The sequence below is a fragment of the Sorangium sp. So ce406 genome (assembly GCF_051474675.1).
Taxonomy (GTDB): Bacteria; Myxococcota_A; Polyangia; order Polyangiales; family Polyangiaceae; genus Sorangium; species Sorangium cellulosum_G.
Genome location: NZ_CP150340.1, coordinates 8,862,503 through 8,889,039, shown reverse-complemented (window position 1 = coordinate 8,889,039; position 26,537 = coordinate 8,862,503). Strand labels below are relative to the sequence as shown.

The window sequence follows — 26,537 nt, the reverse complement described above, 5'->3', positions numbered from 1 at the left end:
CGAGACGCATCGCGTTGAGCCCGCCGGTTCATCGGCGGCTCATCGGCTGGCCGGGCGCTCCTCGGCGAGGAGCAGCGTCGTCGAGAACCGCCCGTTCGGCTCGATCCATTGCTTGAAACAGCGGAAGCCCGCGCGCTCCCCCATGCGCACAACGCCGTCCGGCTCGTACTTGTACGAGCTCTCTGTCCAGATGGATTCCCCCTCCTCGAAGGCGATCTCGAGGTCGAGCGCGCCCACGCGGACCGCCTGCCGCCTGCGGCTGACCAGGTGCATCTCGACGCGCGCGCTCTGCGCGTTCCACGCGGCGCGGTGATCGAACGAGCGCAGGTCGAACGTCCCGCCGAGCTCCCGGTTGACGCGCGCGAGCAGGTTCTTGTTGAAGGCGGCCGTGACGCCGAGCGGATCGTCGTACGCGAGCACGAGATCGGCCGCGGGCTTCACGAGGTCGGCGCCGAGGAGCAGCCCGTCCCCGGGGCGGAGCGAGGCGCGCAGCGCCGCGAGGAACGCCGCCGCGGCCTCCGGGTCCAGGTTGCCGATGTTCGACCCGAGGAACAGCACGAGGACCGCGCCCCCGTCGCCCGGTCCCGGCGACCGCCGCGCCGTCGCGAGGGCCAGGCCCTCCTCGTACCGGGCCCGGTGCGCCGACGTCTCCACGCGCGGCAGGCGGCCCAGGGTCCGGCGCGAGAGATCGAGCGCCGTCTCCGACACGTCGACGAGGTGGACGCCGAGGCGCGGGATGCGCTTGCAGAGCGGCGCCGCCAGCAGGGCGAGCTTCTCCCCGCTGCCGCAGCCGAGCTCGACGATCGACGTGCCCTCCCCGAACGGCGCGACCATCTCCTCGGCGTGCCGATCGAGCAGCGCCCGCTCCGCGCGCGTCAGCGGATACCACGGGAGCTGACAGATCGCCTCGAACAGGTGCGAGCCGAGCGCATCGTAAAAATACTCCGGCGAGAGGTGCTTGGGCGACGCCCTCAGGCCCGCCTTCACATCGGCCATGAAGCGATCGAGGAATTCTGTCCTTTGCATCACAGAAACTTAGCCTCGGACCCGCGAGGGCGCCTTGAAATCGATGGAGCCCCAACGATTTCGAGCTGCGTCGCGCGCATTCCGGTGATCCTCCGCCTTTTCTCGCGGGGCAGGCGACCCGTTGCCCTCGCGATTCACCGCTGCTAGGAGCGCTCCCGGGGGGATCCGGGACCAGAGCCACATCGATGACGACCCCTGCACCCGGCGCTGCGAGCGGCGCGCCCCACCCTGTGAAGCTCGGTCCGTTCGACGCCGAGTTCCTCGCGGACCTGCCCTACGACCCGTCGGTGCTCTTCTTCGACGAGCTCCTGGAGGTGGACGCCGCGCGGAGTCTGGTGCGCTGCCGCATGCCGACCGACAGGGCGATGCCGCTGGTCGATGCGCAGCGGGCGCACCCTCTGCTGCACCCGCGCCACGTGGCCGGCGCGATCATGGTGCACGCGACGGGGATGCTCGGCTTCGTGCACGCCTACCACCTGCTCGGCCTGCGGCACCGCGAGGGGTGGATCGGTTATGGCACCAACATCCACCGGGTGGTCTTTCGCAAGCTCGTCCAGCCGGGCGCGCCCATCGAGGCGACGTGCGTGGCGACGCGCTCTCGGCTCGGTGTGAAGCGCCACATGATCCGTTATGAGTTCGAGTTCCGTCACGAAGGCAGCGTCTGCTACGAGGGTGATCAGACGGCCGTGTGGATGCGCGTGCAGGACGTTCCAGCCATGGATTCCCGGACCGAGCCCGGGGAGAACGAGCGATCCCTCGCTTGACCCGCGCGTCAGGCTCGTCTACCGGCCGTCCCATGCCTGATTTCGATGCGGGATCGATCGTCCCGTCCACACGCGATCTTCTCCAGGTGATCTCCACCCGCAGAAAGAGCATGGCCCTTGTCGGGCTCGTTGGCTCGGAAGCGCCGGCGGAAGATGCGGCGCGGCTGCATGAGCTCAACATCTCGGCGCTCGCGTTCGCCGAGGCGGGGCCTGCCATGCAGGGGGCTGCGCGCGCGACGAAGACCGTGCCGTCGCTCTGCCTGTCGAAGGTGAGCGATCGCGACGGCGCGCTCGCGGCCCGCTACCACGGGGCGGACGGGGTCTGCATCGACGCGCTCCTGCCGCTCGACGAGTGGGACCGCCTCGCCAAGGGGGCGAGGACGATGCGCATGCTGCCGCTCGCGCTGGCCGAGAGCCCGGAGGGGGCCGAGGCCGCCGCGAAGGTCGGCGCGCGCGCGGTCCTGGTCCGGGGCGACTCGGCCGAGGCGGTGATCGCCAGCGTCGCGTCGCTCCCGAAGACGCTCACGGTGGTCGCCGAGGTGCGCTCGGCCGACGCCGACGCGCTCCGCCGGCTCGTGGGCCACGTCGACGCGGCGATCGTCCCGCCGGGGGTCCACACCTCGGCCCAGTTCCCGGCGCTCGTCGCCGAGGTCGATCCCTAGCGCGGCGGGCGCCGCCGCCGCGCGCGCGGCGGCGGCGAAATGTCGCGCCGCCCCTCGACGGCCCGGGATTCCGCCTCCACGATCCGGCCCCGATGGACCCGACCCACGAACTGGATGAGCAGCGGCGCGCGCTCCGCGAAGGGGCGCTCGTGCAGGCCATGCCCGAGCTCGGGACGCTGATCGTCACCGGCTCGGACCGACAGAGCTGGTTGAACGGCCTGGTGACCTGCGATCTCGCGCCGCAGAAGCCGCTTCCCGCCGGGGTGAAGGCCGCGCCGCCCGCGGGCGGGGCGTACGGGCTCAACGTGGTGAAGACAGGGAAGATCTTCGCCGAGGTGTGGATCGTTGTCGCGGCCGATCGCATCTACGTGGGCGCGCTGCGCGATCGGATCGAGCGGCTCCGCGAGAGCTTCGAGCGCTACCTCATCATGGAGGACGCCGAGCTCCAGGACGCCTCCGACGAGCACGCCTGGGTCTTCGCCCACGGCCCCCGGGCCGCCGATCTCGCGGCGGCCGGGCGCGCGGCCGGCGCGGAGGCGGCGATCGTGGACTGGACCGGCCTCGGGGGCGCGCTGCTCGTGGCGCCGCGGCCGGCCGAGGGCGCGGTCGTCGCGGCGCTCCTCGCCTCGGCCGACGCGGGCCCCGTCCGGCCCACGACCGCGGCGGCGTGGGAGGTGCTCCGGGTCGAGAACAACGTCCCGCGGTTCGGCGTCGACTTCGACGAGCAGAACTTCCCGCAGGAGGCCTCGCTGGAGGAGCGCGCCGTCTCGTTCAACAAGGGCTGCTACCTGGGACAGGAGACGGTGTTCATGCTCCAGATGCGCGGCCACGCCAAGAAGCGGCTCGTGCAGCTCGCCGTCGAGGGGGAGGGCGAGGTGCCGGCCGGCGCGGAGATCGCGCTGCCGGACGGCGCGGCCGTCGGCGAGGTCACGAGTCAGGTCAGCGATCCGCGCGGGCAGCGGGTGATCGCGCTGGGCTACGTGAAGTACAAGCACGCCGTCCAGGGCACGACGCTCCAGATCGCCGGCCGCTCGGCCGAGATCACGCGCGCCCCGAGCGCGGCGCCTTCGTCGAGCGGCGCAGCGCCGAAGCGATGAGCGCTGCGCCGGACGGGCGCATTCCGTCACGCCGAGCGAACTTCCCAGCTCGCTCGATCCGATTTTCCTCCGGAGCGACTTCGACTCTCCGGAGGGATTTCGATTCTGGCCCGACGAAGGATCTCAGGGGAAGATCTCGCGCTCTCCGTACACCGCCGCGAGCCGCTGCAGCGCCACCGCATACGCCGCGAGCCGCAGCGTACACTTCTTCTGCCGCGCCGTCTCGGCCACCTCCCGGTAGGCCCGCTTCATCGCCTTCTCGAGGCGGGCGTCGACCTCTTCGAGCGTCCACGTCTCCGAGCGCTTGTTCTGAACCCACTCGTAGTAGCTCACCGTCACGCCGCCCGAGTTGGCGAGGACGTCTGGCAGGATGTCGATCCCGCGCTCCAGGAGGACCTTCTCGCCCTCGGGCGTGCACGGCCCGTTCGCGCCCTCGGCCACGAGCCGCACCTGGAGCGAGCTCGCCTCCTCCACGCCGATCTGGTTCTCCAGGGCCGCCGGGATGAAGATGTCCGCCTTGAGCCGGAAGAACTCCTCGCGGCTGATCGGCTTGCCCGCCGGATACCCCGCGATCGAGCGGTGCTTCCTCACGTAGTCCTGCAGCTTGTGCGGGTTGAACCCCTCCGGGTTGTACAGATACCCGGTGTGGTCGCCGACAGCGACGGTCGAGGCGCCGAGCTTCGACAGGAGAACGGCTGTGTGCGAGCCGACGTTGCCGAACCCCTGGACGAGCAGCGTCGAGCCGCCGAGGTTCACGTCGTTGTCCTCGGCCCACTCCGTGATGCAATGGACGACCCCTTGCCCCGTGGCCTTCTCGCGGCCGTACGTGCCGCCGGAGGCCACCGGCTTGCCCGTCACGACGCCCTTCACCGCCTGCTTGAAGAGCTGGCCGACGGTGTTCATGTACGTGTCCATGGCCCACGCCATCGTCTTCGCGTCCGTGCCGACGTCGGGCGCCGGGATGTCCGTCTCCGGGCCGATGTTCGAGCCGAGCGCATGAAAGAACCGGCGCGTGATCCGCTGGAGCTCGGCGCGCGACACCTCGTTCGGGTTGAACTTGATGCCTCCCTTCCCGCCGCCGAGCGGCAGGTTCATGAGCGCGCACTTCCACGTCATCATCGCCGCCAGCGCCTTGAGATCGTCGAGCGACACCGACTCGTGATAACGAACACCCCCCTTGAACGGCCCGAGGAGGTTGTTGTGCTGGATCCGGTAGCCCTTGAAGAGCCGGATGCTGCCGTCATCCATCCGCACCGGGAAATTGACGATGATCTCGTTCTTGGGCTGGCTCAAGATCGTCGTGATGTAACCCGGCAGCTCGATCAGGCGGGCAGCCTCGTCGAGGTAACCCTGGACGACTTTGAAGAACTCGTACTTGGGCTTCTGACCCGGTGCCGGAGGGTTGCTCACCGGCGGAGTCGTGGACTTGGCACTGAATTGATCTTCCATGGCTCTGTAACTTTCTAGTGCCCGGTTCCCCCCGATTCAATGCCGGCCGCGCTTTCACGCGTCGCGTTATCCCATGTCCGGAGACTCGGGACGCTGCGTCAGGCTGGGAATTCGCGATGAGGCGCCGCGTTAACGGCGGCTCGACCGCATCGCGGAGCGAGGCCGCGGCGCGGGCGCGGCGCGCGCGGCGCTGGAGGCCGCTGCGCCGCGCGGCGCGAGGTGTCGCTCAGGTCCTCGCCCACAGGACATACAGATACGTGATCGTCCCGGTGACGAGCAGCGCGTCGACGCGGTCGAGGATGCCGCCGTGGCCGGGCACGATCCCGCCAGAGTCCTTGATCCCGAAGGAGCGCTTGAACAACGACTCGCCGAGGTCGCCCGCCTGTCCGAGGCCGCCCGCGACGATCGCGAGCGCGAGCGCGTCGACGAGCGGCAGCGATCGCAGGAACCAGAAGTGCGCGACCAGCGCGCCGAGCACCGCGAAGAGCAGGCCGCCGAGGGCGCCCTCGACGGTCTTCTTCGGGCTCACCGCCTCGTAGAGCTTGCGCCGGCCGAGGAAGCGGCCGGCGAAGTAGGCGCCCGTGTCGGAGAACCAGGAGAGCAGCAGCGCCAGCACCACGAAGGAGGGGCCGTCGGCGCCGGCGTCGCGCCGGAGCAGCGCCAGCGCGCCGAGCCCGCCGCCCACGTAGAGCGGGCCGAACGTCATGGCCAGCACGCGCAGCGCCGCGGTGCGCATCTCCCCGAGCCGCACCAGCGTGACGAGCATCGCGACGAACGGGAGCAGGAAGATCAGCGCGAGGAGCGCGCCCGGCGAGCTCGTGTAGCGCCAGATGACGCCGAGGACGCCGAGGGTGAGCGCGACGCCGACGAACCGCGAGGCGCGGTCGTCCGCGTGCGTCATCGCGAAGAGCTCGAGCGCGCCGACGGCCGAGGCGACGGCGACGAGCGCCGCCCAACCCCAGGCGGGGCCGAGGTAGAGCAGCGAGAGGAGGAGGGGCGCGGCCACGATCGCGGTCATGAACCGCATCGCGAGGTTGGAAGCAGCCAAGCGTCAGACTCCCGTCCGTGAACCGTTGTGAGAGGCGAGCTCGCGCGCGCGCCACGGCCGACCGCCGTCGCGCGCGCCGTGCGCGCCGACCGGCTCGCCCCCGCCGCCGCCACCGCCCTGCGACCCGCGCGCGGGCCCGGCGGCGCCGTCGCGCTGCGGCTCGACGCCGCTGTCGCGCTGCTGGTAGGCCGCGATCGCCGCGAAGAGGTCGTCCTCGGTGAAGTCCGGCCACAGCCGCTCGGTGAACGACAGCTCGGCGTACGCGGCGCCGTAGAGCAGGAAGTTCGAGAGCCGCTGCTCGCCGCCGGTGCGGATGATGAGATCCGGCTCGCCCACGCTCAGGCTCGGCAGCCGCGCGGCGAGCAGCGCGCCGTCGATCGCCTCCGGATCGAGCCGGCCGGCGACCGCCTCCATCGCGAGCTCGCGCGCCGCGGCGGCGATCTCCTCGCGCGCCCCGTAGGACAGCGCCAGCGCCAGCGTCATCCTCATGTTGGCGGAGGACGCCTTGCGCAGCGGGTCGAGCACCTCGCGCACGAACTCGGGGAGCCGGCTGATGTCGCCGATCGCGACCAGGCGGATGTCGTTCTCGAGGATCTCGCCGCGCTCGCTCATCAGGAACTCCCGCAGGAGCCCCATGAGCGCGTCGACCTCGTTGCGGGGCCGCGCCCAGTTCTGCTCGCTGAAGGCGTACAGGGTCAGCGCCTCGACGCCGAGCCTCCGGCAGGCGCGCACGATCCGCCGCACGGCGGCGCTGCCGGCCTTGTGGCCGGCCTCGCGCGGCTCGCCGCGCAGCTCGGCCCAGCGGCCGTTGCCATCCATGATGATTCCGACGTGGCGCGGGAGATTTCTGGCTTCTACGAGGTTCATCGGCGGGGGGAGTTTCCCTTGTTGACTACCGACTGTCGACTGTTGAGTCTTCACGCCCATGAGCACTGGGGTTGGTCTCACGGTCACGCTGCGCGTCAGGATGGGCGCGCACGACGCACATTACGCGGGGGAGCTGTGTGACGGCGCGCGTATTCTCGCGCTCTTCGGGGACGTCGCCACCGAGCTCCTCATCCGTCTGGACGGCGACGAGGGTCTCTTCCGCGCGTACGAGGCGGTCGAGTTCCTCGCCCCGGTCCGAGCAGGCGATTTCATCGAGGCGACCGGGGTGGTCACCAAGGTCGGCGCCACGTCGCGCGCGATGGCCTTCGAGGCGCGCAAGGTCGTCGCCAGCGTCCGCGAACCCGGGGTGGCGCCCTCGGCGGCGGACGCGCTGGCCGAGCCGGTCATCGTCTGCCGGGCGCTCGGGACCTGTGTCGTCCCGAAGGAGCTCCAGCGTCGGCCGCGCCTCGTCCTGCCGGCGCTGTCGGCGCCGCCCCCGGACCACGCGCAGCTCCCGGAGCCGCGGCCGATCATCACGCCGCCGCCCCGGATCATCGTCACGCCGCCGAACAGCGCCCTCATCTTGACGGCGGCGATCGTCGGCGCCGAGACGACCCGCGCCCAGACGCCGCACCTGCCCGTCACGGCGCGCGAGCTCGCGGACGAGGCGGCGCGCTGCCGCGACGCGGGCGCGGCGGTGATCCACCTGCACGTCCGGAACCCGGACGGGTCGCCGAGCCAGTCGAGCGCGCTGTTCGCCGAGGCGATCGCGGCCATCCAGGAGAAGACGGACGTCATCGTCCAGACGTCGACGGGCGGCGCCGTCGGGATGAGCGTCGACGAGCGCGCTCAGCCGCTGCTCTGCAAGCCCGAGATGGCGACCCTGAACTGCGGCACGATCAACTTCGGCGACGCGATCTTCGACAACACCCGGCCGCTCATCCGGGATATGGCGGCGCGCATCCGCGCGGCGGGGAGCATCCCTGAGCTCGAGTGCTATGAGGTCGGCCATATCCACGAGGCGCTCAGCCTGTTCGCCGGGGGGCTCCTCGAGGAGCCGCTCCACTTCCAGTTCGTGCTGGGGGTGCCCGGCGGCATCGCGGCGCGAGAGGACGTGCTCCGTTTCATGATCAGCCAGATCCCGCGAGGCGCCACCTGGGGCGTGGCCGCCGTCGGCCGCCACCAGCGCCCGATGACCGAGCTCGCCATGCAGCTCGGCGGGCACGCCCGGGTCGGGCTGGAGGACAACATCTACCTGGACAAGGGCGTGCTCGCCGAGGGGAGCGCGCCGCTGGTCGCGCGCGCCGCCGCGTTCGCGCGGAGCATCGGCCGCGAGGTGGTCGATCCGGATCGCGCGCGCCAGCTCCTCGGGATCCGCCCGCGCGCCGCGGCGTCCCAGCCCGGCGCTGTCGGAGGAGGGAGCGCGGTCGCGCAGGGATGACCGACCGATCGCTCTCCAGATGGGCCGATCACCTGCGCGGCCGGCTCCCGGTCGCGCTCGGCGTCGCCCTGGTCGGGGCCGCCGCGCGGCTCTCCACGCCGTCGCCGCCCGCCCGCACCGCGGACGCGATCGCCGGGATGCTCGGGGAGGCGATCGGCGGCACGGTCAGCCCGGACGACTTCGTCTGGGAGGAGCGCGGCGGGTTCTTCTCCGACGCGCTGCTGGGCCGCCGGGTGCTGTTCCTGGGCGTCGCGCGCCCGCCGGACGCGGAGGGAGCGCCGGACGGCGCGGCGCGAGCGGGGGAGGCGGAGCGCCCGACCGACGGCGCGGCGCAGGCGGCGGAGGCCGAGCGCGCGCCGGACGGGCGCGGCGCCGCCGACCTGTACCGCGCGCGCGTGCGGCTCACCCGCTCCGGGCGGCCGGTGAGCCTCGGCGGCGTCCGCAACCTGACCGAGACGCCCCTCGGCGACGACCGCAACCTCGTGGCCCGCGGCCGCCGCGTCGCGGTGACCACGTCGGCCTTCGGCGCGGTCCAGGGGATCACGCTGCTCGATCTCGCCGGCGACGCGCGCCCGCGATCCCTCGGCGAGCGGCTGCGCGCGGCGATCGACGGCTGGATCGAGACCGGCAGCGCGGCCGGCGCGTCGCGCACCGAGATCTGGTTCGACAGCCCGCCCGCGTCGGCGCGGCTCGACCTCGCCGACGAGGCCCTCGTGATGGCGCTCGGGCCCGAGGCGGTGCCTGCGGCGCTGAGCGCCGGCACCGGCGAGATCGACACGGGCGGCAACGACCCGTTCGGCGCCCGCGCGCACCGCGTCCCGCGCCGCGTGCCCTCGTTCGCGGAGCTCGCCGGGCCGTCCGCCGGACGGCTGCTCGGTCCGGGAGCCGCCGCCGCCGCCGAGCGGCTCGCGCTCGCCGCGGACCGCGCGACCTCGGGGCTCCGCGCCGAGCCCGCCGGCGCGTACCTGACGCACGGCCCGGCGTCTCCGGAGCCCGCGCCGCAGGGGTGGCCCTCGCTCTGGCCGCCCCCGCCGGTCGCGCCGGCGGTCGATCCCCCGCTGTCGGGGGAGGGGGCCTGGACGCTGGTGGCGCCGTCGCTCCCGCGCGTGCTCCCCGGGATCGAGGGCGACCCGCAACGCCCGGCGAGCCCGTTCGTCGCAACGACCATCCGCCCCGACCCGCAGCGACGCGAGATGCTCGTCCACCTGCTCGCGATCGACACGCGGCACATCAAGTTCACCCTGCAGGCCGGCTTCGAGGCGCCCCGGCCGACCGTCGGCCCGCGCGGCACGGGGAAGCTCCCCGACGCGTCCACGCTCCGCGGCGCCATCGGCCTCGGCGTCCCGAGGCCGCGCGACCCGGTCGCGCGGCCCGTGGACGCGGACGTGGAGGCGCTCGGCATGGTCGTCGGCGGCCGCGCGCTCGTGCCGCCGCGCGACGGCGCGGCGACGCTCGGGGTCGACGTCTCGGGCCGCCCGTACGTCGGCGCGTGGCCGTCCGCCGGCGATCTCCAGCGCGTGCCCTGGGCGCTGTGGCAGCGCCCCGCGGCCCCGAGCGCCGGCGCCCTCCGCGGCGAGGGGCCGAGGCGCTTTCCCTGGGCGCTCTGGCAGGGCCCTTCGCTCTTCGATGCGGCGAGCGCCGCGGCCCCGCTCCCCGCCCTCGCCGCCGCGCCCGCGGCGAGCGCCCCGCCCGACGCGGCGCTCCCGCCCGGAGACGGCGACGACCTCGTCGTCGAGCGCGCGGCGCTGTGCGTAACCGACCGCGGCTTCGTCGTCCACGCATGGGGCGGCGCCCTCGACGCGGCCGCGCTGCGGGCGGCGCTCGCGCGCGCCGGGTGCGTTGCCGGCGTCTCGCTGGGCAGGGCGCCGGACGCGCTCGGGGTCGCCTTCCTGAGCGCCCAGCAGGACGGCACCCTGACCGCCGAGCGCCTCGCGCCCGCGATGTCGATCGCGCCGCCGGCGCACGTCGCGTCCGCCTCCCCGGGCCCCTTTCTCTACTTCGAGTCGCGCTCGACGGACGGCCCACCGCCGCCCGATCTGTCGCTCCCGGGCGAGCGCGTGGACTGGGCCCAGGACGGCGGCGCGCAGCCGCCCCCCGCGTGGAGCCCGGCCGTGTACGCCGCGAGCGCCGTGCACCTCGGCGCGCAGGTCCGCGTGCACGCCTTCGCGCCGGACCGGTTCCTCTTCCGCCTCCGCGCCGGCTCGCGCGAGATCTCGCCGCGGAGCGCGCCGAAGCTCGCCGCCGAGGTGCCCGCGGACGAGCGGCAGCAGGTGCTGGCGGCGATCGGCGTCGGCACCGGCCGGCGGCGCGGCCCGCGCGGGCTCGCCGTCGGCGGCACGATCGGCCTCCGCTTCCGCGGCGAGGGGGGCCTCTTGCTGGTCCGCCGGGGCCGCGTCGAGATCCGCCCGGCCGGCGGCGTCGAGCTCGCGCCGGACATGGATGCCACCGAGCTGCCGCTCACCGCCGACGACGGCAGGCTGCGGCCCGAGGCGCGCGAGATCGGCACCATGCGCCGGCGCGGCGCCGTCTGCGTGCTCGAGGACGGCACGCTCCTCGTGGCCACGACGACGTTCGACAGCGACGAGGCGACGACCGAGGCGCTGCTCGACCTCGGCTGCGCCCGCGTCGTCGCGCTCGATCGCGGCGCGCACCGCAACGCCTTCGTGCACCGGGCCTCGGGCGACCCCGCCCTGCAGCAGGCCTACGACGAGACCGCCCTCTTCGCGGTCGGCCTCGCGATGCCCGGCCGGGCGCGCCGGCTCACCGGGGACGTGCCCCCGTGATCGCGCGGGCCGAGCGGGCAGGCGTGGGGCTGACCTGAAGGAGATCAGGCGTGCGAGAGCATGCCGCGCAGCATCCCGAGCGCGCGCGTGTGGAGCTGCGACACGCGCGGCTCGCCGACCCCGAGCTCCGCGCCGATGTCCTTCAGCTTCGCGCCCTCGAAGTAGTACATGCCGATCACGCGCCGCTCCCGCTCGGGGAGCTGGGCGATCGCGAAGGCCAGGGCCTGCCGGGTCGCCTGCGCCGAGATCGCCTCGATCGGGTCGTCGCCCCCGGCCATGTGCACCGACTCCTCGGTCGGCGTCACCTCGCTGAGGCTCACGAAGACGGTCGATCCGCAGGTCCCGCTGGCGGCCCCGGCGGCCTCCACCGCCTCGCGCGCCCGCCTCGAGAGCCAGTCCTGCGCGCGGAGCTCATCGACGATCGCGCCGCGGATCCGGAGCTTGGCGTAGCCGGCGAACGTCTCGCCGTCGCTCCCGCCGTTCTTGCGGAGCGAGTCGACGAGCCCGAGCATGCCCGCGCTGAGCAGGTCGTCGCGCTGCACGTTGGGCGGCAGGTGCCGCGACACCTGCCGCACCAGCTTGCGCACGAGCGGGAAGTACCCCTTCAGCACCTCGGGACGGAGCGGCGCGCACGGCGGCTCTCGGTCACGCGGCCCGCTCGCGCAGGCCGCGTCGGTACAGCAGGGCGGGCCGCTCGCGACGCCCTCCGGCTCCGCCGACCCCCACGCCTCCTCGATCGCACAGGAAGTCGCGGTCTCCGCGGATTCCCAGAAATCGTTCGCGCAGCTTGACGCGATGTCCGTCGACTCCCATGCATCGTGCGCGCGAGCCGCGGCGGGCTCCTGGACCGGGAGGCCCGGCGCCGCATCGAGCGTGTCGAGCGGCTCAAGGGACTGGAGCGACGGGAGACCGAGCGCCGTGGGCGCCTCGATCAGCGCGCGGTCACACGTGTCGACCGGGCACGTCGTGCCCATGATGACCGGCTGGACAAACTCTTCCCCGTCACAGCACGGGGGGAGTGACCTGAGAGGAGGGAACCCCTCCCGCTGCAGTCGGGTCGATTGCTGCACGTGAGGTGGATTGGTGCCACAACTCTCGCAGCGTGCAAGCTGGAGCCGTGCAATTGTGTCTGGTGCGGATGTTCAGTGTGTGGATACTAGCCAGCGACCTGGGCAGTTCACCTTCCGCCCGGTGAAGCGGCCGGGACCGGGGTGGGTGCTCCTGAACCCAGGCTCTTCTGTGTGTCCCCGACGCTGCTCCCCGCATCCAGGTTTGTCCCTGTAGTATTCGCGGGTTGCGAAGGCGTGGTGCGGGGCCCGCCTGACCCATACACCTCTTCTTCTGCCGAGAGGGGGACATCTCGCGCGGCCTCGTCGGCCCCGACAGAGCCTCTCGCGCCCTCGTAGCGCGGCGGCTCTCCAGGCCTCGAGTAATCCACCCAGTAGACCTTATCTGATCTGACGTCCAGGTGAACGAACGTAGAGTTGGGGTAATATCCCACTCCCGCGTTGCGAAACCCGCGGCAGAAATCGCGGACCACGGTGTTGGGCACGCCCTCGACCATGAAGTCGACGGCGCGACCGAAGTTGTGGTTGGAGTGCGGGGTGTACTGGGTAGGAGAGTAGGGCCGATAACCGCTCACGACGCGGATCGTCCTGCCGCCGAAGTGGTCGCTCACCATGCCGATGAGCGTCGCGAGCCGCGGGTCGATCGGGATCGACGCGGTGGGCGACGCGCGCATCAACCGGCTGAGCTTGGGGAGGGCCTTGGGGACGAGGCGCCCCTTCGGCGTGAGCAGCCGGAGCTCGAGCCGCTCGGCGCCGCGCGCCAGGCGGACCCATCCGGGGCGCTTGGATCGCTGCTCGTAGCGCTTGTTCGGCGGCATCGACCGGGCGTCGGCCTTCGCGTCCCGCTTCGCCGACCCCTTGCCGCGCGGAAGCGCCTCGGCGGCCCGCTCCTTCGCGCTCGCGCTGCGGTTCCGCTCCGGCGTGTCGCGCCGCGCCGCGCCCCGGGTCGACGCGGCCGGCGTGGACCGCGCGCCGGGCTTGCCCCGCTCGGGAATCACGAGGACGAGGCCCGGGTGGATCTTCTGGCCAGGCTTGAGCCCGTTCGCCTCGCGGAGCGCGTCGACCGTGATCCGGTACCGCTTCGCGATCTTGCCGAGCGTCTGGCCGGCGTAGACGGTGTGCTCGCCGTCCTCGGCGAGCGCGGCGCCGGGCGCCGCGATCAGGACGAAGGCCGCGGCGAGGGCGGCGAGCGCAGAGCGCAGCCGCGAGGACAGGGGGCGGGGCTCCATCGCGGCGCTGGCGTGGGGCCCGCGGGGGCCGCGGAAACGGGAGAAGTCCGGATGCATGAGGGGACTCTGACCTGACGTCATCCGTGCCCGGCGATCGAGCCCCGGACGGTGCTACCCTGGGCTGGCGCGCGCCGGCCGGTCAACCCGGGGGCGCCGCACCGCGTATCGAGCTTCGATAGGCGGGCGGCAGGCAAGCGTAAAGCGGTTTTTTGCCCCGCGATCGGCGGTGGTGCGAAGCTTCGCCGGAAGCGACCAGAAGCCATCAGAGGAGACGGGGCGCGCGAGCGCCGGGCAACGCGGCCCGGGCTCTCCTTTCTTCACCGTGGCGGGCGCGGACCAGGACGGACCGGATGTCGGAAGGCAAGAACTTGATCGGGGTCGACATCGGATCGAGCGCGATCAAGGTCGCTCAGATCAAGGAAGGTCGCAAAGGCTACGGCCTCGTGCGGCTCGGCTACGCGCCGCTCGCGCCGCAGGCGATCGTCGACGGCCACGTGATGAACGCGCAGGCCATCGTCGAGGCGCTCGGCCGCGCCTTCTCCGAGGCCAGGATCCGCCAGCGCGAGATCGCGCTCAGCATCAGCGGCCAGGCGGTCATCATCCGCAAGATCACGGTGCCGCTCATGACCGCCGCCGAGCTGGACGAGCAGATCCAGTGGGAGGCCGAGCAGCACATCCCCTTCGACATCAAGGACGTGCACGTCGACTACGAGGTGCTGCGCCGCCGCCCCGAGGCCGGGCAGATGGACCTCCTGCTCGTCGCCGCGAAGCGCGACGAGATCAACGACTACACCCAGATCGCCAGGACGGCGAAGCTCAAGCCCATGGTGGTCGACATCGACGCGTTCACCGTGCAGAACCTGTTCGAGGTGAACCGCGGCATCCCGCCGGACCAGACGTTCGCCATCATCAACGTCGGCGCGAGCCTCGCGTCGATCAACATCGTGTCGCGCGGCGCGAGCGCGTTCACCCGCGACATCGGCAACGGCGGCAACTACATCACCGAGCAGATCCAGCGCAAGCTCGGCATCAGCTTCGAGCAGGCCGAGGAGTTCAAGTGCGCCAGCGTCACCTCGGGCCCGGGCGGCGTGCCCGCCCAGGTCATCGAGACCATCGAGCAGGTGTGCGACTCCATCGCCGGCGAGATCCAGCGCTCGCTCGACTTCTTCCTGGCCACGAGCGGTGAGGGCGACATGCACCGCATCTACCTGACCGGCGGCTCGTCCAACCTGCCCGCGCTGCCCGCCGCGATCGGGCGGCGCGCCCGGGTGGCCGTCGAGCTGATCCAGCCGATGGAGCGCATCACCGTGGAAGCGAAGGAAGTGAACCAGGAGCTGCTCCGGCTCCGGGCGGCGCAGTTCTGCGTCTCGCTCGGGCTCGCGATGCGCAAGGACCGGGAGAAGCGCTCGTGATCCGCGTCAACCTGCTCCCGCAGCGCGGCCGCGCCCGCGGGGCCCCGCCCCAGGCGAGCCAGCGCTGGCTGCTCATCACGCTCGGCGTCGTGATCCTCGAGATCGTCGCGCTCTTCCTCTTCCACCAGACCAAGGTCGAGGAGCTCGAGGAGCAGACGCGCAAGAACACGGTGCTCCAGAGCCAGATCCAGGACATCCGCACGCTCGTCTCGAACCACGAGGAGATCAAGAAGTCGCTCGAGGTGCTCCGCGCGCGCGAGGACGCGATCGCCAAGCTCCAGGCGGCGCGCAGCGGGCCGACGGCGGTGCTGCTCGAGCTCGCGCAGCTCCTCACGAACGGCAAGGGGCCGACCGCCGACCCGGACAAGCTCGCCCAGCTCCGCAAGGAGAACCCGCTCGCCGTCTACAACCCGTCGTGGGACAGCCGGCGGCTGTGGCTCACGAGCTACGTCGAGTCCGAGCGCACGGTGCGCGTCGAGGGGCTCGCGCGCGACGGCACCGATGTCTACGAGCTCGCCCAGCGGCTGAAGCTGTCGTCGTACTTCTATGACGTGCAGCTCCTGCCGGGGAAGAAAGAGAACGAGAAGGCGTCGCGGCTGGAGCTCGTCTCGTTCGCGCTGCAGCTCAAGGTGAGGTACTGATGGCCACGAAGCCCAACCCCGCGCAGGCCGGCTCGGCGCTCGACCGGCTGCCGCCGCTCGCCAAGGTCGGCGTCGGCGCGCTCTTCGCGGCGCTCGTCGGCATCCTGTACTTCGTCGGCTTCTACGCCGACGTGGACTCCCAGATCGAGGGCGCCGTGCAGAAGCAGCAGGTGCTCCAGGCGGAGCTCACCAAGGCGCAGGCGTCGAAGGCCGCCTACCAGAAGGACCTCGACGAGAAGACCCGGCGCGAGCAGCTCAGCCGCGAGCAGAAGAAGATCCTGCCGGACGAGTCCGAGACGCCGGCATTCCTCTCGGCGATCCAGGGCGTCGCGACCGTCTCCGGCGTCAACCTGACGTCGTGGAGCCCCACCGAGGAGGTCCCGCAGGAGTTCTTCGCCAAGGTGCCGATGAAGCTGACGCTCAGCGGCAAGTTCCACCAGGTGGCGAAGTTCTTCCACGGGGTGGGGCAGCTCGACCGCATCATCAACCTCGAGGAGGTCCAGATCAAGCAGCCGAAGGTCGTGGGGACCGACGTGGAGGTCGAGGTGGAGTGCCTCGCGACCGCGTTCCGCGCCGTGCGCGCGGGGGAGACCCCGACGAGCGGCGTGAAGCGGCGGGGCGGAGGTGTCCGGTGAGGGGCGGGCGCGCGCTCTTGCTCGCCCTCGGGGCGACCACGGCCCTCGCCCTCGCGCTCGCGGGGTGCGAGGACGAGCAGATCGTCACCTCCACCACGATGCCCGGCGCGGCGCCGCCGGCCACCGCCTCGCCGCCGCGCACCCCCGCGGCCGGCGCGTCCGCGTCCGCGGCGGCGGACGCCGGCGCGCCCGAGATGCCGCCGCTGCCGCTCCGCGAGTTCCAGGAGGCCGACTTCTCCGAGAGCGACCGGAGCCGCGACCCGTTCCGGAGCTTCGAGTCGCTCTTCGCGACGCAGGCCCGGGGGCGGGTGACGATCCAGCGGCAGGTCCTCGTGGACCGCTTCGCGCTCGACGAGCTCAAGCTGGTCGGCGTCGTCTCGCGCGCGCCCGCCCGCGCGCTGCTCACCGATCCGACCGGCCTCGGGTGGGTGATCAAGGTGGGCGACTTCGTCGGCAAGGCCGAGATCGTGCACGCGGGCGGCCCCACCGGCGTCGACGTGGCCGTGAACTGGCGCGTCGACCGGATCCGCGACTCCGACGTCGTCTTCATCCGCGAGGACCCGTCCCACCCGGAGATCCCGCCGACCACGCGCGTGATCGCGCTGAGGCCGCTCGGCGACGCGGACGAGCCGATCCTCGGCAACCCGTGAACGCCACGAATTGGGCCCGCCCCGGGCACCCGAAGTAGCCTCCCGGCAGCGTGACGCGACCTCGCGTCACCGCGAAGCGGGAGTGCAATGAAGAGCAATCGAGACTATCGCCCGAAGCGGGGCGCGCTTCGCCGTGCTGCGGTGCTCGGGGTGATGTTGAGCCTCGGCGCTCCTGCAGGAGACGCAGGCGCCGCTGCCCCGATCAAGGTCAGCGACGTCAGGCTCGCGGCGCCGGCGGACGACAGGGCCGAGATCGTTGTCGCGACGAGCGGCGCGCCGCGCTTCTCGGCGCGGGTCGCGGACGGCGGCAAGCGGCTCCTCATCGACCTCGAGGGCGCCGAGATGAGCGGGGCGCCCGGCGCGATCACGGACGGCAACGCGATCGTGGCCGGGGTGATGACGCAGGGGTTCGGCGAGGCGGCCCGGCGCACGACGCGCGTGCTCGTGCAGCTCGCGCGCCCGGCGGCCTACCGGGTCCGCGCCGAGCAGGGCGCGCTCGTGGTCGAGCTCGCCGCCGCCGCCGCGACCGCGCCCATGGCGGCGCGGGCCCCGAGCGGCCCCGCGGCGGCGGCGCCGGCCCGCGAGCCGGCGGCGATCACCGACGTGCGCTTCGAGCACCAGGCGACGATCGATCGGGTCGTCATCGAGCTCTCGTCGATCCCGAGCTACCGCGAGTCGACAGGCAAGGGCGGCCGCCGCGTCATCGAGCTGAGCGGCGTGCGGCTCCCGGACGCGCTCCAGCGCACGCTCGACGTCGGCGCCTTCGGCGGCCCGGTGCGCGCGATCTCGACGTTCCGGCGCAAGAGCGACGGCTCGAAGGTCGTCGTCGAGGTCGAGCAGGCCGAGGGGGCGGCGGGCGCCGTCGCGCGCGAGGGGAACGCGCTGGTGCTCAGCGTGGCGCGGGGGGCGCTGCCCTCGACCCTCTCGGGGATCGCCGCGGACGGGCGCGCGGCGCGGCGGACGCGCACGGTCGCGCGCGAGGAGGCGCTCGACGGCGGCGCGCCGAGGATCGAGACGTCGTTCGAGGGGGCGGCGAGCAGCCAGGAGTCGCTGGTCGAGCCGGACCAGGCCGGCGCCTTCACGCCCGCGATCGCCGGGCAGCAGCGGCGGTTCACGGGGCGGCGCATCGACCTCGACCTGAAGGACGCGGACATCCACAACGTCCTCCGGCTGATCTCCGACGTCGGGCGGGTCAACATCGTGACCGCCGACAACGTGAGCGGGACGGTCACCATCCGGATGCGCAACGTCCCGTGGGACCAAGCGCTCGAGACGGTGCTCCAGGCGAAGGGCCTCGGCGTGGTCCGCCAGGGCAACATGATCCGCGTCGCGCCGATCGCCGACCTCAACAAGGAGCGGGAGCTCGCGATCGCGCGGCGCAAGAGCGAGCTCCAGCTCGCGCCGATCGAGACGCGGCTCATCCCGATCAACTACGCGGACGCGCGGGACCTCCAGGATCGCTCGAAGGACATGCTGTCGCCGCGCGGCTCGCTCGCGGTCGACGAGCGGACGAACGTGCTCATCGCGCGCGACGTCGCGGGCAACCTGAACCAGATCGAGGAGCTGGTCCGCTCGCTCGACACGCAGACGCCGCAGGTGCTGATCGAGGCGCGCGTGGTGGAGGCGACGAGCCGCTACGTGCGCGACATCGGCATCCAGTGGGGCGGCGACGGGACGTTCAGCGCGGCGACCGGCAACCCGACGGGGCTCGTGTTCCCGTCGGCGATCGGCGTGGCCGGCGGCGCGACCGACTCGAACACCCCGACCGGCGGCCTCTCGCCGTTCGCGAACCAGGTCTCGAACCCGAACTTCGCGGTGAACCTGCCGGCGATCGTCGGCACGGGGACCGGCGGCGCGCTCGGCTTCACGCTCGGCTCGATCAACAACACCGTCAACCTCGGCGTCCGGCTCTCCGCGGCCGAGGCGAGCGGCATGCTGCGGATCGTCTCGAGCCCGCGCATCCTCACGCTGGACAACAAGGAGGCGCGGATCAGCCAGGGCACGCTGATCCCGTTCTCGCAGATCAGCGCCCAGGGCGTGCAGACGACCTTCCAGGAGGCGAAGCTCCAGCTCCTCGTGAAGCCGCACGTCACCTCGGACGGCAGCGTCGCGATGCACGTGAAGATCAACCGCGACGAGCCCGACTTCAACCAGACCTCGGCCCGCGGCGACCCCACCATCCTGAAGCGCGAGGCCGAGACCGACCTCCTCATCATGGACGGGCACACGGCGGTGATCGGCGGGATCTTCACCCGCAACACCGGCCGGAACCTCGATCAGGTGCCCTTCTTCGGGGACATCCCCGTCCTCGGCCTCCTCTTCCAGCGGCGCCGCGCGAGCGACACGCGGAGCGAGCTCGTCATCTTCCTGACGCCGCGGATCGTGAACCGCGCCGAGGCGCTCGGCCGGTAGCGCGCCGCGCCGGCGCGCCGGCGCGCCCGTCACACGCGCTTCCGCCGGGGCGGCTCGCGCATCTGCGGGACGGCGTCCGTCACGAGCCGGCGCAGCCACGCGCGCGCCGGGTCGTGCTCGGTCCGGCTGTTCCACGCCATGGCGATCTCGATCGTCGGCAGCTCGAACGGCAGGTCGAAGGTGCGGAGCGGCAGCACGCTCGAGAACGCCCGGCCGAGGCGCGTGGCCACGGTCGCCACGAGGTCCGAGGCCGCGACGACGTGCGGCAGGAGGAGCACGTTCGGCACGACCATGACCTCGCGGCGCGCGACGCCGCGCGCGGCGATGAGGTCGTCCGCGACGCCCTCGTGCGCGCCGTGCGCCCGGGGCCGGGACGCGACGACGTGCGGGAGGGCGGCGTAGGTCGGGAGGTCGACGCGACCGCGCGCGGTCGGGTGGCTCGCGCGCGCGAGCCCGGCGAAGCGGTCCTCGAGGAGCGCCGCGCGGCGGAGGTCCGAGGGGAGCCCGTCCGGCGGGAGGACGCCGATCGCGAGGTCGATCTCGCCGTTGCGGAGCGCGTCCACGGCGCGGGCGTCGAGGGGGAGCAGGTGGACGGCGAGCCGCGGCCCGCCCTGCGCGAGCGCGGCGTTGAGCTGCGGCAGGAGGAGGAGCTCCACGTACTCGGTCGTGGCGATCCGGAAGGCGCGGTCGCTCGTCGCGGGGTCGAAGGCCGGCGTCGTCCCGCCGAAGAGGCTCGCGAGGTCGAGCATGATCGCCGCGACCTGCGGGGTCATCGCCTCGGCGCGCGAGGTGAGCGCCATCTGCCGGCCGACCCGGATGAGCAGCGGGTCGGAGAAGAGCTCGCGCAGCCGCGTCAGCGCGTGGCTCATGGCGGGCTGGCTGAGGCCGATCCGGCGGGCCGCGAGCGTCACGCTGCGCTCCTGGAGCAAGGCGTCGAGCGCGATCACGAGGTTGACGTCGATCGCCGAGAGATTCACGGGCGGGATATAGACCGGCCGCTGTATCCACGAAGCGGATACTTACGTTTTCTTGCGCGCCGGGCGCCGGGGCGCGGCGATGCGCGGCAAGTGGTTGAAACTACAATAGAATGATCGGCAAGGCGCGGCCGCGCGCGGGAAAGCGCGGCGGCGTGGGCGAGATGACCGATCCGGCGCTCGCGGCCGCTGGTCGCGCGGCCGGCCTGGCTGCTACGGTCGCCCGCGGCTCCACCCGACCGGCGGCGCCCCGCGGAGACCATGACATCGACCGTTCTGCTCGGGGGGATCGACTTCTTCCACCTCATGAACGATCGCGCCATGCGATCGCGCGGCCAGGCCGGCAATCACTGCCTGTATGTGCTCGAGCTCGACGGCCGGCTCGACATGGGCCGGCTCGCGGCGCGCCTCGAGCGCGCGACCCGGGCGCTGCCCGAGCTCCGCTTCCGGCTCGACAACAGCGTGCTCGGCCGGGCCGGGCGGCCTCGCTGGGTGGTCGATCACCACCGGCGCGCCCCCGAGCCGCGCCTCCACGAGGTGGCCGGCGAGCGCGAGCGCGCGGCGCGCGTCGAGGCGCTGCTCGCGGACCGGACCTCCGGGGAGCGGCCGTGGGCGCTCGACGTCGTGCGCGCGGCGGGGGAGGGCGACACGGTCGTGTTCCGCCACCACCACGCGCTGACGGACGGCAAGGGCGCCGACCGGCTGGTCGCCTGGCTCGGCTCCGGCAGCGGCGACGCGCCGGACGAGCCGCCCTTGCGGCAGGAGCGGCACGACACCCCGGAGCGCCTGCTGGCCGCCCTCGGCCGCGACGAGCGGCTCGCCCTGGCGCGCGCCTACAAGGCCCACGTGCTGGCGCTCGGGCGCGCGCCGATCCTGTCGCTCGCGCGGGCGTGCGCGAGCGACAGGAACGGCGTGCGGGCCGCTGTCTCGCGCGTCCACCGGCTCACGCTCTCGGCGGACGAGACCCGCGCGTTCGACGTCCGGGTGCGGCAGCGCGCGCGCCTCGCCGAGTCGAGCCTCATGCTGATCGCGGCGACGCGGCTCGCCGACAGGGCGCTCGTTGCCCGCGGCTTCGCCCCGCCGCACCACGTGATCCCGCTGCCCCTCTCGCTCGACCCGAAGGCCGGCTCGCGGCGGCTCTTCGGCAACCACCTCACGATGGTCCTGCTCTCGCTCGGCCGCGACGAGCTCCACGACGACGCCCGCGCGGTGGCGCGCCTGGCCGAGCAGCAGCGCGCCATGGTGCGCGACAGGCTCGACCTCGCCATGGTCGCCGCGCTCGATCTGGCGCGCTGGCTCCCCGGCCCGGTCTACCGCTGGCTCGGCGACCAGCCGTTCCAGGGGGAGCTCGCCTCGCTGATCGTCTCGAACCCCGGCGCGGTGACGGTGGAGCGGTTCGCGGGGCTGCCGGTGCGCTCGGCCTACCCGCTGCCCGCGGTGGTCACGCCGCCGGGTTTCCAGGTCATCTTCAGCCGCTTCGGCGGGCGCCTCTCGGCGTCGATCGTCCACGGCGACGGGCTGCTCCGCCCGGAGGAGGCCGCGGCGATGCCGGCCGCGCTCCGCGCGGAGCTGCTCGGAGAGCCCGGGCCGGCGGCGGAGGGCGGGGTATAAGGGCCGGCGTCATGCGCAACGTCGACATCGTCATCATCGGCAGCGGCATCGCCGGCGGCCTCCTCGCGCGTCAGCTCCGCCTCGCGTGCCCCGATCTCGGGGTCCTCGTGCTCGAGGCCGCCCCGGCGATGGAGGATTACAAGGTCGGAGAGAGCACGGTCGAGGTCGCGGCCAACTACATGGTTCGCCGGCTGAACCTCGGCACGTACCTCTACCAGCACCAGCTCCCCAAGAACGGGCTCCGCTTCTTCTTCGACTCGGAGGGCAAGGATCTCCCGCTCCCTCGGATGAGCGAGATCGGCTCCGACCACATGCCGTTCCACCCGAGCTTCCAGCTCGAGCGCGCGCGGCTGGAGCGCGATCTCGTCACCATGAACCGCGCTGCGGGCGCGGAGGTCGAGCTCGGCGCCAAGGTGGTCGACGTCGCGATCGACGGGCGCGGGCGGCACCGGGTCGTCTACGAGCAGGGCGGCGAGCGGCGCGAGGTCGCCTGCCGCTGGGTGTGCGACGCCTCGGGGCGGCGGCACGTGCTCTTCCGGAAGCTCGGCGTGAAGGTCCACAAGGAGACGCGCCTCAACACGGCGGCCGCGTGGGGGCGCTACCGCGGCGTCGCGGGGCTCGACGCGGTGACCGACGCCGCGTGGCGGTCGCGCGCGCGGTACACCGCGCGCCACCTGTCGACGAACCACTTCATGTACGACGGGTACTGGATCTGGTTCATCCCGCTCGCCGGCGACCTGATGAGCGTGGGCGTCGTGTTCGACAAGGACCGGATCGGCGAGGGGAACGCGCCTGCTGGCACGCTCCCCGGGCCGCGCACGCGCGCGGATTTCGAGCGGTTCCTCGGCGCCCACCGCGCCGCGCGCGAGCTGCTAGAGGGGGCGGAGCTCGAGGACTTCCAGAGCTACGCGCATCTGCCGTACCACGCAGAGCAGTACTTCTCGACCGACCGTTACGCGGTCACCGGCGAGGCGGGCGCGTTTACCGATCCGTTCTACAGCCCTGGATCCGATTTCATCGCGACCGCGAACGAGTTCATCACGCAGCTGATCCTCTCCGACGTGGCCGGCGACCGGGCCGGGTTCGAGGAGAAGGTCGCGGCGTACGACGCGTACTATCGGTTCAAGTACGACAGCACGCTCCGGCTCTACGAGCGCATGTACCCGATGTTCGGCAGCTTCGAGCTCTACCGGCTGAAGTACCTGCTCGACTTCAACAACTATTACAACCTCGTCGCCTGGCCGTTCATGGCCGATCGCGTGACGGACGTGGGCTGGATCCGGGAGGAGCTCAGGTTCACCGATCTGGTGCTGCGCGCCCTCTCCACGATGGGCGAGCACTTCGCGTCGCTGGCGAGTGATCTACGCGCACGGGGCGAGTACTTCGCGCAGAACGAGGGGCGCTTCGCCAACGGGCTCAACGGCGTCGCGCAGCTCGAGACGCGGCTCGGGCCGACGATCGACGAGGGGTTCCGGCGGGAGCAGGTCGACCGGGCGTACGGGAGCGTGTTTGCGGCGCTGGTGGAGCGGCGGCTCGGCGAGCGGGGGCTGTCGGACCGCGCGCGCGTCGTCTCGGAGCTCAAGCTCCCGCAGGTGCTCGTGTTCCGGGACATCACGCCCGAGCGGCTCACGCGGCTCCTCGAGCGCATCGCGGAGCGGATGACCCGGGAGCTCCGGGGCGAGTTCCCGGACGCGGGGGTCGAGCGGGTGGAGCTCGGGGCGGGCGGTGAGGTCTCGGTGACCGGGCCGGCCGCGGGGACGGCGGCGCACGCAGCGGTGCTGTCGCGGGCCCGGGCGCTCTGGGACGCGTCGGCGGGGTCGCTCGCTCATATCGCCCTCTAGGATCCGGGGGGGCTCTGCGAGCTGCCCGCGGTTTCTCCTGTACGCGCGTCCGTTCCGCAGTATCACAGGCGCCTGATGCGGTGGAGAGCAGCAAGTGGGCGTCTGGGTCCGTGGGCGGTTTCCGTGGCGCTGTCGATGGGCGCCGTCGGCGCGTGTGTCAGCGCCGCGGCCGAGGGCGGCGCGTCCCCCGCGTCGCCGCAGGATTCGTCGGGCCAGGGCTGGGTGACCGCGGCGACGTCGGACGCGGGTGCTCCGCGGTGTCCGCACGGCGCGCTGGAGGATCCGCACCGTGGTTTCGTGCGCTGTCTCGAGCCGGGCGAGGCCGATGCTGGCTGGCTCCCGCCGCCGCCGCAGCCCGAGCCCCCCCCGGACGACGCCGGCGCCCCGCCCCCGGATGGCGGCGACGCCGGCCCCCCCATCGACGGCGGCCCCCCGGACGCCGCCGTCGTCTCGGCCCCACCTCCCGTCGTGGAGATCAAGGAGCCCGAGTTCATGAATGGCGACGTCCCGAACGTGGCCAAGCGGCTCGAGAAGGTCTCCCCCGATCTCGCGCAGTGCGTCGCCGATCATGGCGGGCTTTCCGGCGCATCGGGCAGCGTGAAGATCCAGTTCCTGGTCCGAGTCCGTGGCCGTGCCGAGGGGGTCGAGATCCTCGAGGCCCGCGGTGTGACGCCCGACGCCCAGCGCTGCATCCGTCAGTTCCTGAAGAACCGCACCATCGGCACCCCCAGCGCCGACCCCGTCGGCGTCACCGTCACCCTCTCCCTTCGCGCCGCGAAGTAACGAAGCCCCCCCATCCCCTGCGAGGTGGTCATCCAACCCCTGCGAGGTGGCCATCCATCCCTGCGAGGTGGTCATCCATCCCTGGCGGGGTAGTCCTCGATCCCTGGCGGGGTAGCCCTCGATCCCTGGCGGGGTAGTCCTCGATCCCTGGCGGGGTAGTCCTCGATCCCTGGCGAGGTGGTCCTCGATCCCTGGCGAGGTGGTTCTCGATCCCTGGCGAGGTGGTTCTCGAGCCCAGCGGGGGGCTGGTTCTTGATTGCTGCGGGAGCCGGGGCGGGAGGGGGTGGCTCGCGAACGGGCGGGCGGGGGTGGGCCCCACGAATCCGAGGGCCGGCCCGCACCGCAGTCACCACCCTCCGGATCGAGCCTCCCGTTCCTCCGGCAATAGCCCCCCAAAAGGCCCGAGTTCGTGGGGGGACCCCCGCCCGCCCGTTCGCGAGCCACCCCCTCCCGCCCCGGCCGTTGCCCTCCGGATAAGGATGGAAGGATGGGTTGACGCAGCCCCCACCGCTCCTATCCTGCCCCGCCGCTGTGCCCGACCCGACGCTCACCCGCGAGATCGCCCGCCGTAAGACGTTCGCGATCATCTCCCATCCCGACGCTGGCAAGACCACCCTCACCGAGAAGCTCCTGCTCTACGGTGGTGCGATCCAGCTCGCCGGCGCCGTGAAGGCGAAGAAGGCGCGGGCCCACGCTGTCAGCGACTGGATGGAGATGGAGCGCGAGCGCGGCATCTCCATCTCGACCAGCGTCCTTCAGTTCCCGTACAAGGGCCGCCTCCTGAGCCTGGTCGACACCCCCGGCCACGCCGACTTCAGCGAGGACACCTACCGCGCGCTCATGGCGACCGACGCGGCCATCATGATCCTCGACTGCGCCAAGGGCGTCGAGGCGCAGACGAAGAAGCTCTTCCGGGTGTGCAAGCTCCGGCAGATGCCGATCTTCACGTTCGTGAACAAGCTCGACCGCCCCGGCCGCGACCCGTTCGAGCTCATCGGCGAGGTCGAGGAGGTCCTCGGCATCGGCGTCTACCCGGTCACCTGGCCCATCTTCGCGGGCGGCAAATTCCGCGGCGTGTACCACCGCGAGCGCAAGCAGGTGTTCCTGTTCGAGCTCGTCGCGCACGGCGCCGAGATCGCCCCGATGGAGGTCGTGTCGCTCGACGCCCCCGAGCTCGTCGAGGCCGTCGACGAGGAGGGCGCCCGCCAGCTCCGCGAGGACATCGAGCTCATCGACGCCGCCGGCGACGCGCTCGACCGCGACAAGCTCGCCCGCGGCGAGGTCACGCCGATGTTCTTCGGCAGCGCCATCACCAACTTCGGCCTCCCGCAGTTCCTGGACGCCTTCATCGAGCTCATGCCCCCGCCCGCGCCGCGCGGCAGCGACAAGGGCCCCATCGCCCCGGACGACGACCGCTTCACCGCGTTCGTCTTCAAGATCCAGGCGAACATGGACCGCGCCCACCGCGACCGGATCGCGTTCCTCCGCGTCTGCTCCGGCAAGTACGAGCGCGGCATGAAGGTGCACCACGTCCGCCTCGACCGCGACATCCGGCTCACCAACCCGGTGCAGTTCATGGCCCAGGAGCGCACGCTCGTGGAGGACGGCTTCGCGGGCGACATCATCGGCGTCTTCGACCCGGGGCTCTTCCTCATCGGCGACACCCTGTGCAGCGGCTCGCCCGTGAAGTACGCCGCGCTGCCGCAGTTCCCGCCGGAGCAGTTCGGCCGCGTCGTCATGATCGACCCGATGAAGCGCAAGCAGCTCAAGAAGGGCCTCGAGCAGCTCGCGCAGGAGGGCTCGGTGCAGCTCTTCCGGCCGCCGGAGGGGCGCGAGGGCGAGGCGATCCTCGGCGTCGTGGGCGAGCTCCAGTTCGACGTCGTGAAGCACCGGCTCTCGGCCGAGTACGGCGTCGAGGCCAGGATCGAGCGGCTCTCGTTCAGCATGGCCCGCTGGGTGGAGGGCGAGCCGGTGCCCCTCGCCGAGCTCGAGTCGAACCTCTACGGCTACGGCGCCCTCGACGTGCACGGCAACGCGGTCGTGCTCTTCAAGGGCGACTGGCAGCTCGAGAGCTGCGCGAAGGCGTTCCCCAAGACGCGCTTCGTGGAGCTCGGCGGATCCATCAGCCCGGTGTAGTCGCCGCGC

Annotated in this window: 21 protein-coding genes; 14 read left to right on the top strand and 7 right to left on the bottom strand. The window is 72.5% G+C overall.

Annotated elements, in window-relative coordinates; all coding sequences use genetic code 11:
- Positions 1 to 39: 39 nt before the first annotated feature.
- A complete protein-coding gene (gene egtD, locus WME96_RS33115; protein WP_437285579.1) occupies positions 40 to 1,026 on the bottom strand; it encodes an L-histidine N(alpha)-methyltransferase in 987 nt (328 codons plus the stop codon).
- Between the two features lie 185 nt (positions 1,027 to 1,211).
- On the opposite strand from egtD, the gene WME96_RS33110 reads away from it, so the two are divergent.
- The 3 genes from WME96_RS33110 (at position 1,212) to ygfZ (ending at position 3,549) form a co-directional block, all read left to right on the top strand.
- Complete coding sequence (locus WME96_RS33110) at positions 1,212 to 1,790, top strand: hypothetical protein (protein WP_437285578.1); 579 nt, start codon at positions 1,212 to 1,214, stop codon at positions 1,788 to 1,790.
- 32 nt (positions 1,791 to 1,822) lie between these two features.
- The gene (locus tag WME96_RS33105) at positions 1,823 to 2,452 is read left to right on the top strand and encodes a hypothetical protein (protein ID WP_437285577.1); all 630 of its coding nucleotides are present in this window, start codon (positions 1,823 to 1,825) and stop codon (positions 2,450 to 2,452) included.
- A gap of 92 nt (positions 2,453 to 2,544) precedes the next feature.
- Positions 2,545 to 3,549 carry a CAF17-like 4Fe-4S cluster assembly/insertion protein YgfZ gene (gene ygfZ, locus WME96_RS33100; RefSeq protein WP_437285576.1) on the top strand — a complete coding sequence of 335 codons (1,005 nt, stop codon included), beginning with the start codon at positions 2,545 to 2,547 and terminating at the stop codon, positions 3,547 to 3,549.
- Positions 3,550 to 3,672: 123 nt separating this feature from the next.
- On the opposite strand, the gene WME96_RS33095 is transcribed toward ygfZ, so the two are convergent.
- The 3 genes from WME96_RS33095 to uppS form a co-directional block, all read right to left on the bottom strand.
- Positions 3,673 to 4,998, bottom strand: a complete 1,326-nt coding sequence (locus tag WME96_RS33095) for a Glu/Leu/Phe/Val family dehydrogenase (RefSeq protein WP_437285575.1) — start codon at positions 4,996 to 4,998, stop codon at positions 3,673 to 3,675.
- A gap of 226 nt (positions 4,999 to 5,224) precedes the next feature.
- Positions 5,225 to 6,046: a phosphatidate cytidylyltransferase gene (locus tag WME96_RS33090; protein WP_437285574.1), complete on the bottom strand. Its 822-nt coding sequence runs from the start codon at positions 6,044 to 6,046 to the stop codon at positions 5,225 to 5,227.
- A gap of 3 nt (positions 6,047 to 6,049) precedes the next feature.
- Entirely contained in the window at positions 6,050 to 6,913 is an 864-nt protein-coding gene (gene uppS / locus WME96_RS33085; protein ID WP_437292383.1) for a polyprenyl diphosphate synthase, read from the bottom strand.
- Between the two features lie 58 nt (positions 6,914 to 6,971).
- Between uppS and WME96_RS33080 the strand changes: the two genes are divergently transcribed.
- A complete protein-coding gene (locus WME96_RS33080) occupies positions 6,972 to 8,354 on the top strand; it encodes a 3-keto-5-aminohexanoate cleavage protein (RefSeq protein WP_437285573.1) in 1,383 nt (460 codons plus the stop codon).
- Complete coding sequence (locus WME96_RS33075) at positions 8,351 to 11,137, top strand: hypothetical protein (RefSeq protein ID WP_437285572.1); 2,787 nt, start codon at positions 8,351 to 8,353, stop codon at positions 11,135 to 11,137. Before WME96_RS33080 ends, WME96_RS33075 begins: the two co-directional genes overlap by 4 nt.
- A 44-nt stretch (positions 11,138 to 11,181) precedes the next feature.
- On the opposite strand, the gene WME96_RS33070 is transcribed toward WME96_RS33075, so the two are convergent.
- Positions 11,182 to 12,111, bottom strand: coding sequence for a sigma-70 family RNA polymerase sigma factor (locus tag WME96_RS33070; RefSeq protein ID WP_437285571.1), 930 nt, complete (start codon positions 12,109 to 12,111; stop codon positions 11,182 to 11,184).
- A 203-nt stretch (positions 12,112 to 12,314) separates the two neighbouring features.
- Positions 12,315 to 13,490 (bottom strand): DUF882 domain-containing protein, encoded by a 1,176-nt coding sequence (locus WME96_RS33065; protein WP_437285570.1) that lies wholly within the window; start codon positions 13,488 to 13,490, stop codon positions 12,315 to 12,317.
- Positions 13,491 to 13,783: 293 nt separating this feature from the next.
- Here WME96_RS33065 and pilM point away from each other — a divergent pair, with 293 nt between their 5' ends.
- The 5 genes from pilM (at position 13,784) to pilQ (ending at position 19,183) form a co-directional block, all read left to right on the top strand.
- Positions 13,784 to 14,845 (top strand): type IV pilus assembly protein PilM, encoded by a 1,062-nt coding sequence (pilM, locus tag WME96_RS33060; RefSeq protein WP_433928365.1) that lies wholly within the window; start codon positions 13,784 to 13,786, stop codon positions 14,843 to 14,845.
- Positions 14,842 to 15,486 carry a PilN domain-containing protein gene (locus tag WME96_RS33055; protein ID WP_433928363.1) on the top strand — a complete coding sequence of 215 codons (645 nt, stop codon included), beginning with the start codon at positions 14,842 to 14,844 and terminating at the stop codon, positions 15,484 to 15,486. Before pilM ends, WME96_RS33055 begins: the two co-directional genes overlap by 4 nt.
- Positions 15,486 to 16,121, top strand: coding sequence for a type 4a pilus biogenesis protein PilO (locus WME96_RS33050; protein WP_061618858.1), 636 nt, complete (start codon positions 15,486 to 15,488; stop codon positions 16,119 to 16,121). The genes WME96_RS33055 and WME96_RS33050 overlap by 1 nt, the downstream gene beginning before the upstream one ends.
- Positions 16,118 to 16,771 (top strand): pilus assembly protein PilP, encoded by a 654-nt coding sequence (locus tag WME96_RS33045; protein WP_437285569.1) that lies wholly within the window; start codon positions 16,118 to 16,120, stop codon positions 16,769 to 16,771. Before WME96_RS33050 ends, WME96_RS33045 begins: the two co-directional genes overlap by 4 nt.
- Before the next feature lie 87 nt (positions 16,772 to 16,858).
- On the top strand, positions 16,859 to 19,183 hold the full coding sequence (gene pilQ / locus WME96_RS33040; protein WP_437285568.1) for a type IV pilus secretin PilQ: 2,325 nt from the start codon (positions 16,859 to 16,861) through the stop codon (positions 19,181 to 19,183).
- Positions 19,184 to 19,212: 29 nt separating this feature from the next.
- Here pilQ and WME96_RS33035 read toward each other — a convergent pair whose 3' ends face one another.
- Positions 19,213 to 20,160, bottom strand: a complete 948-nt coding sequence (locus WME96_RS33035) for a LysR family transcriptional regulator (protein ID WP_437285567.1) — start codon at positions 20,158 to 20,160, stop codon at positions 19,213 to 19,215.
- Positions 20,161 to 20,418: 258 nt separating this feature from the next.
- On the opposite strand from WME96_RS33035, the gene WME96_RS33030 reads away from it, so the two are divergent.
- The 4 genes from WME96_RS33030 to WME96_RS33015 all read left to right on the top strand — a co-directional run bounded on the left by WME96_RS33030 (position 20,419) and on the right by WME96_RS33015 (position 26,528).
- Entirely contained in the window at positions 20,419 to 21,768 is a 1,350-nt protein-coding gene (locus WME96_RS33030; protein WP_437285566.1) for a wax ester/triacylglycerol synthase domain-containing protein, read from the top strand.
- Between the two features lie 11 nt (positions 21,769 to 21,779).
- Positions 21,780 to 23,609: an NAD(P)/FAD-dependent oxidoreductase gene (locus tag WME96_RS33025; RefSeq protein ID WP_437285565.1), complete on the top strand. Its 1,830-nt coding sequence runs from the start codon at positions 21,780 to 21,782 to the stop codon at positions 23,607 to 23,609.
- A gap of 135 nt (positions 23,610 to 23,744) precedes the next feature.
- On the top strand, positions 23,745 to 24,392 hold the full coding sequence (locus tag WME96_RS33020; RefSeq protein ID WP_437285564.1) for a hypothetical protein: 648 nt from the start codon (positions 23,745 to 23,747) through the stop codon (positions 24,390 to 24,392).
- A 531-nt stretch (positions 24,393 to 24,923) separates the two neighbouring features.
- The gene (locus tag WME96_RS33015; protein WP_437285563.1) at positions 24,924 to 26,528 is read left to right on the top strand and encodes a peptide chain release factor 3; all 1,605 of its coding nucleotides are present in this window, start codon (positions 24,924 to 24,926) and stop codon (positions 26,526 to 26,528) included.
- Positions 26,529 to 26,537 lie beyond the last annotated feature (9 nt).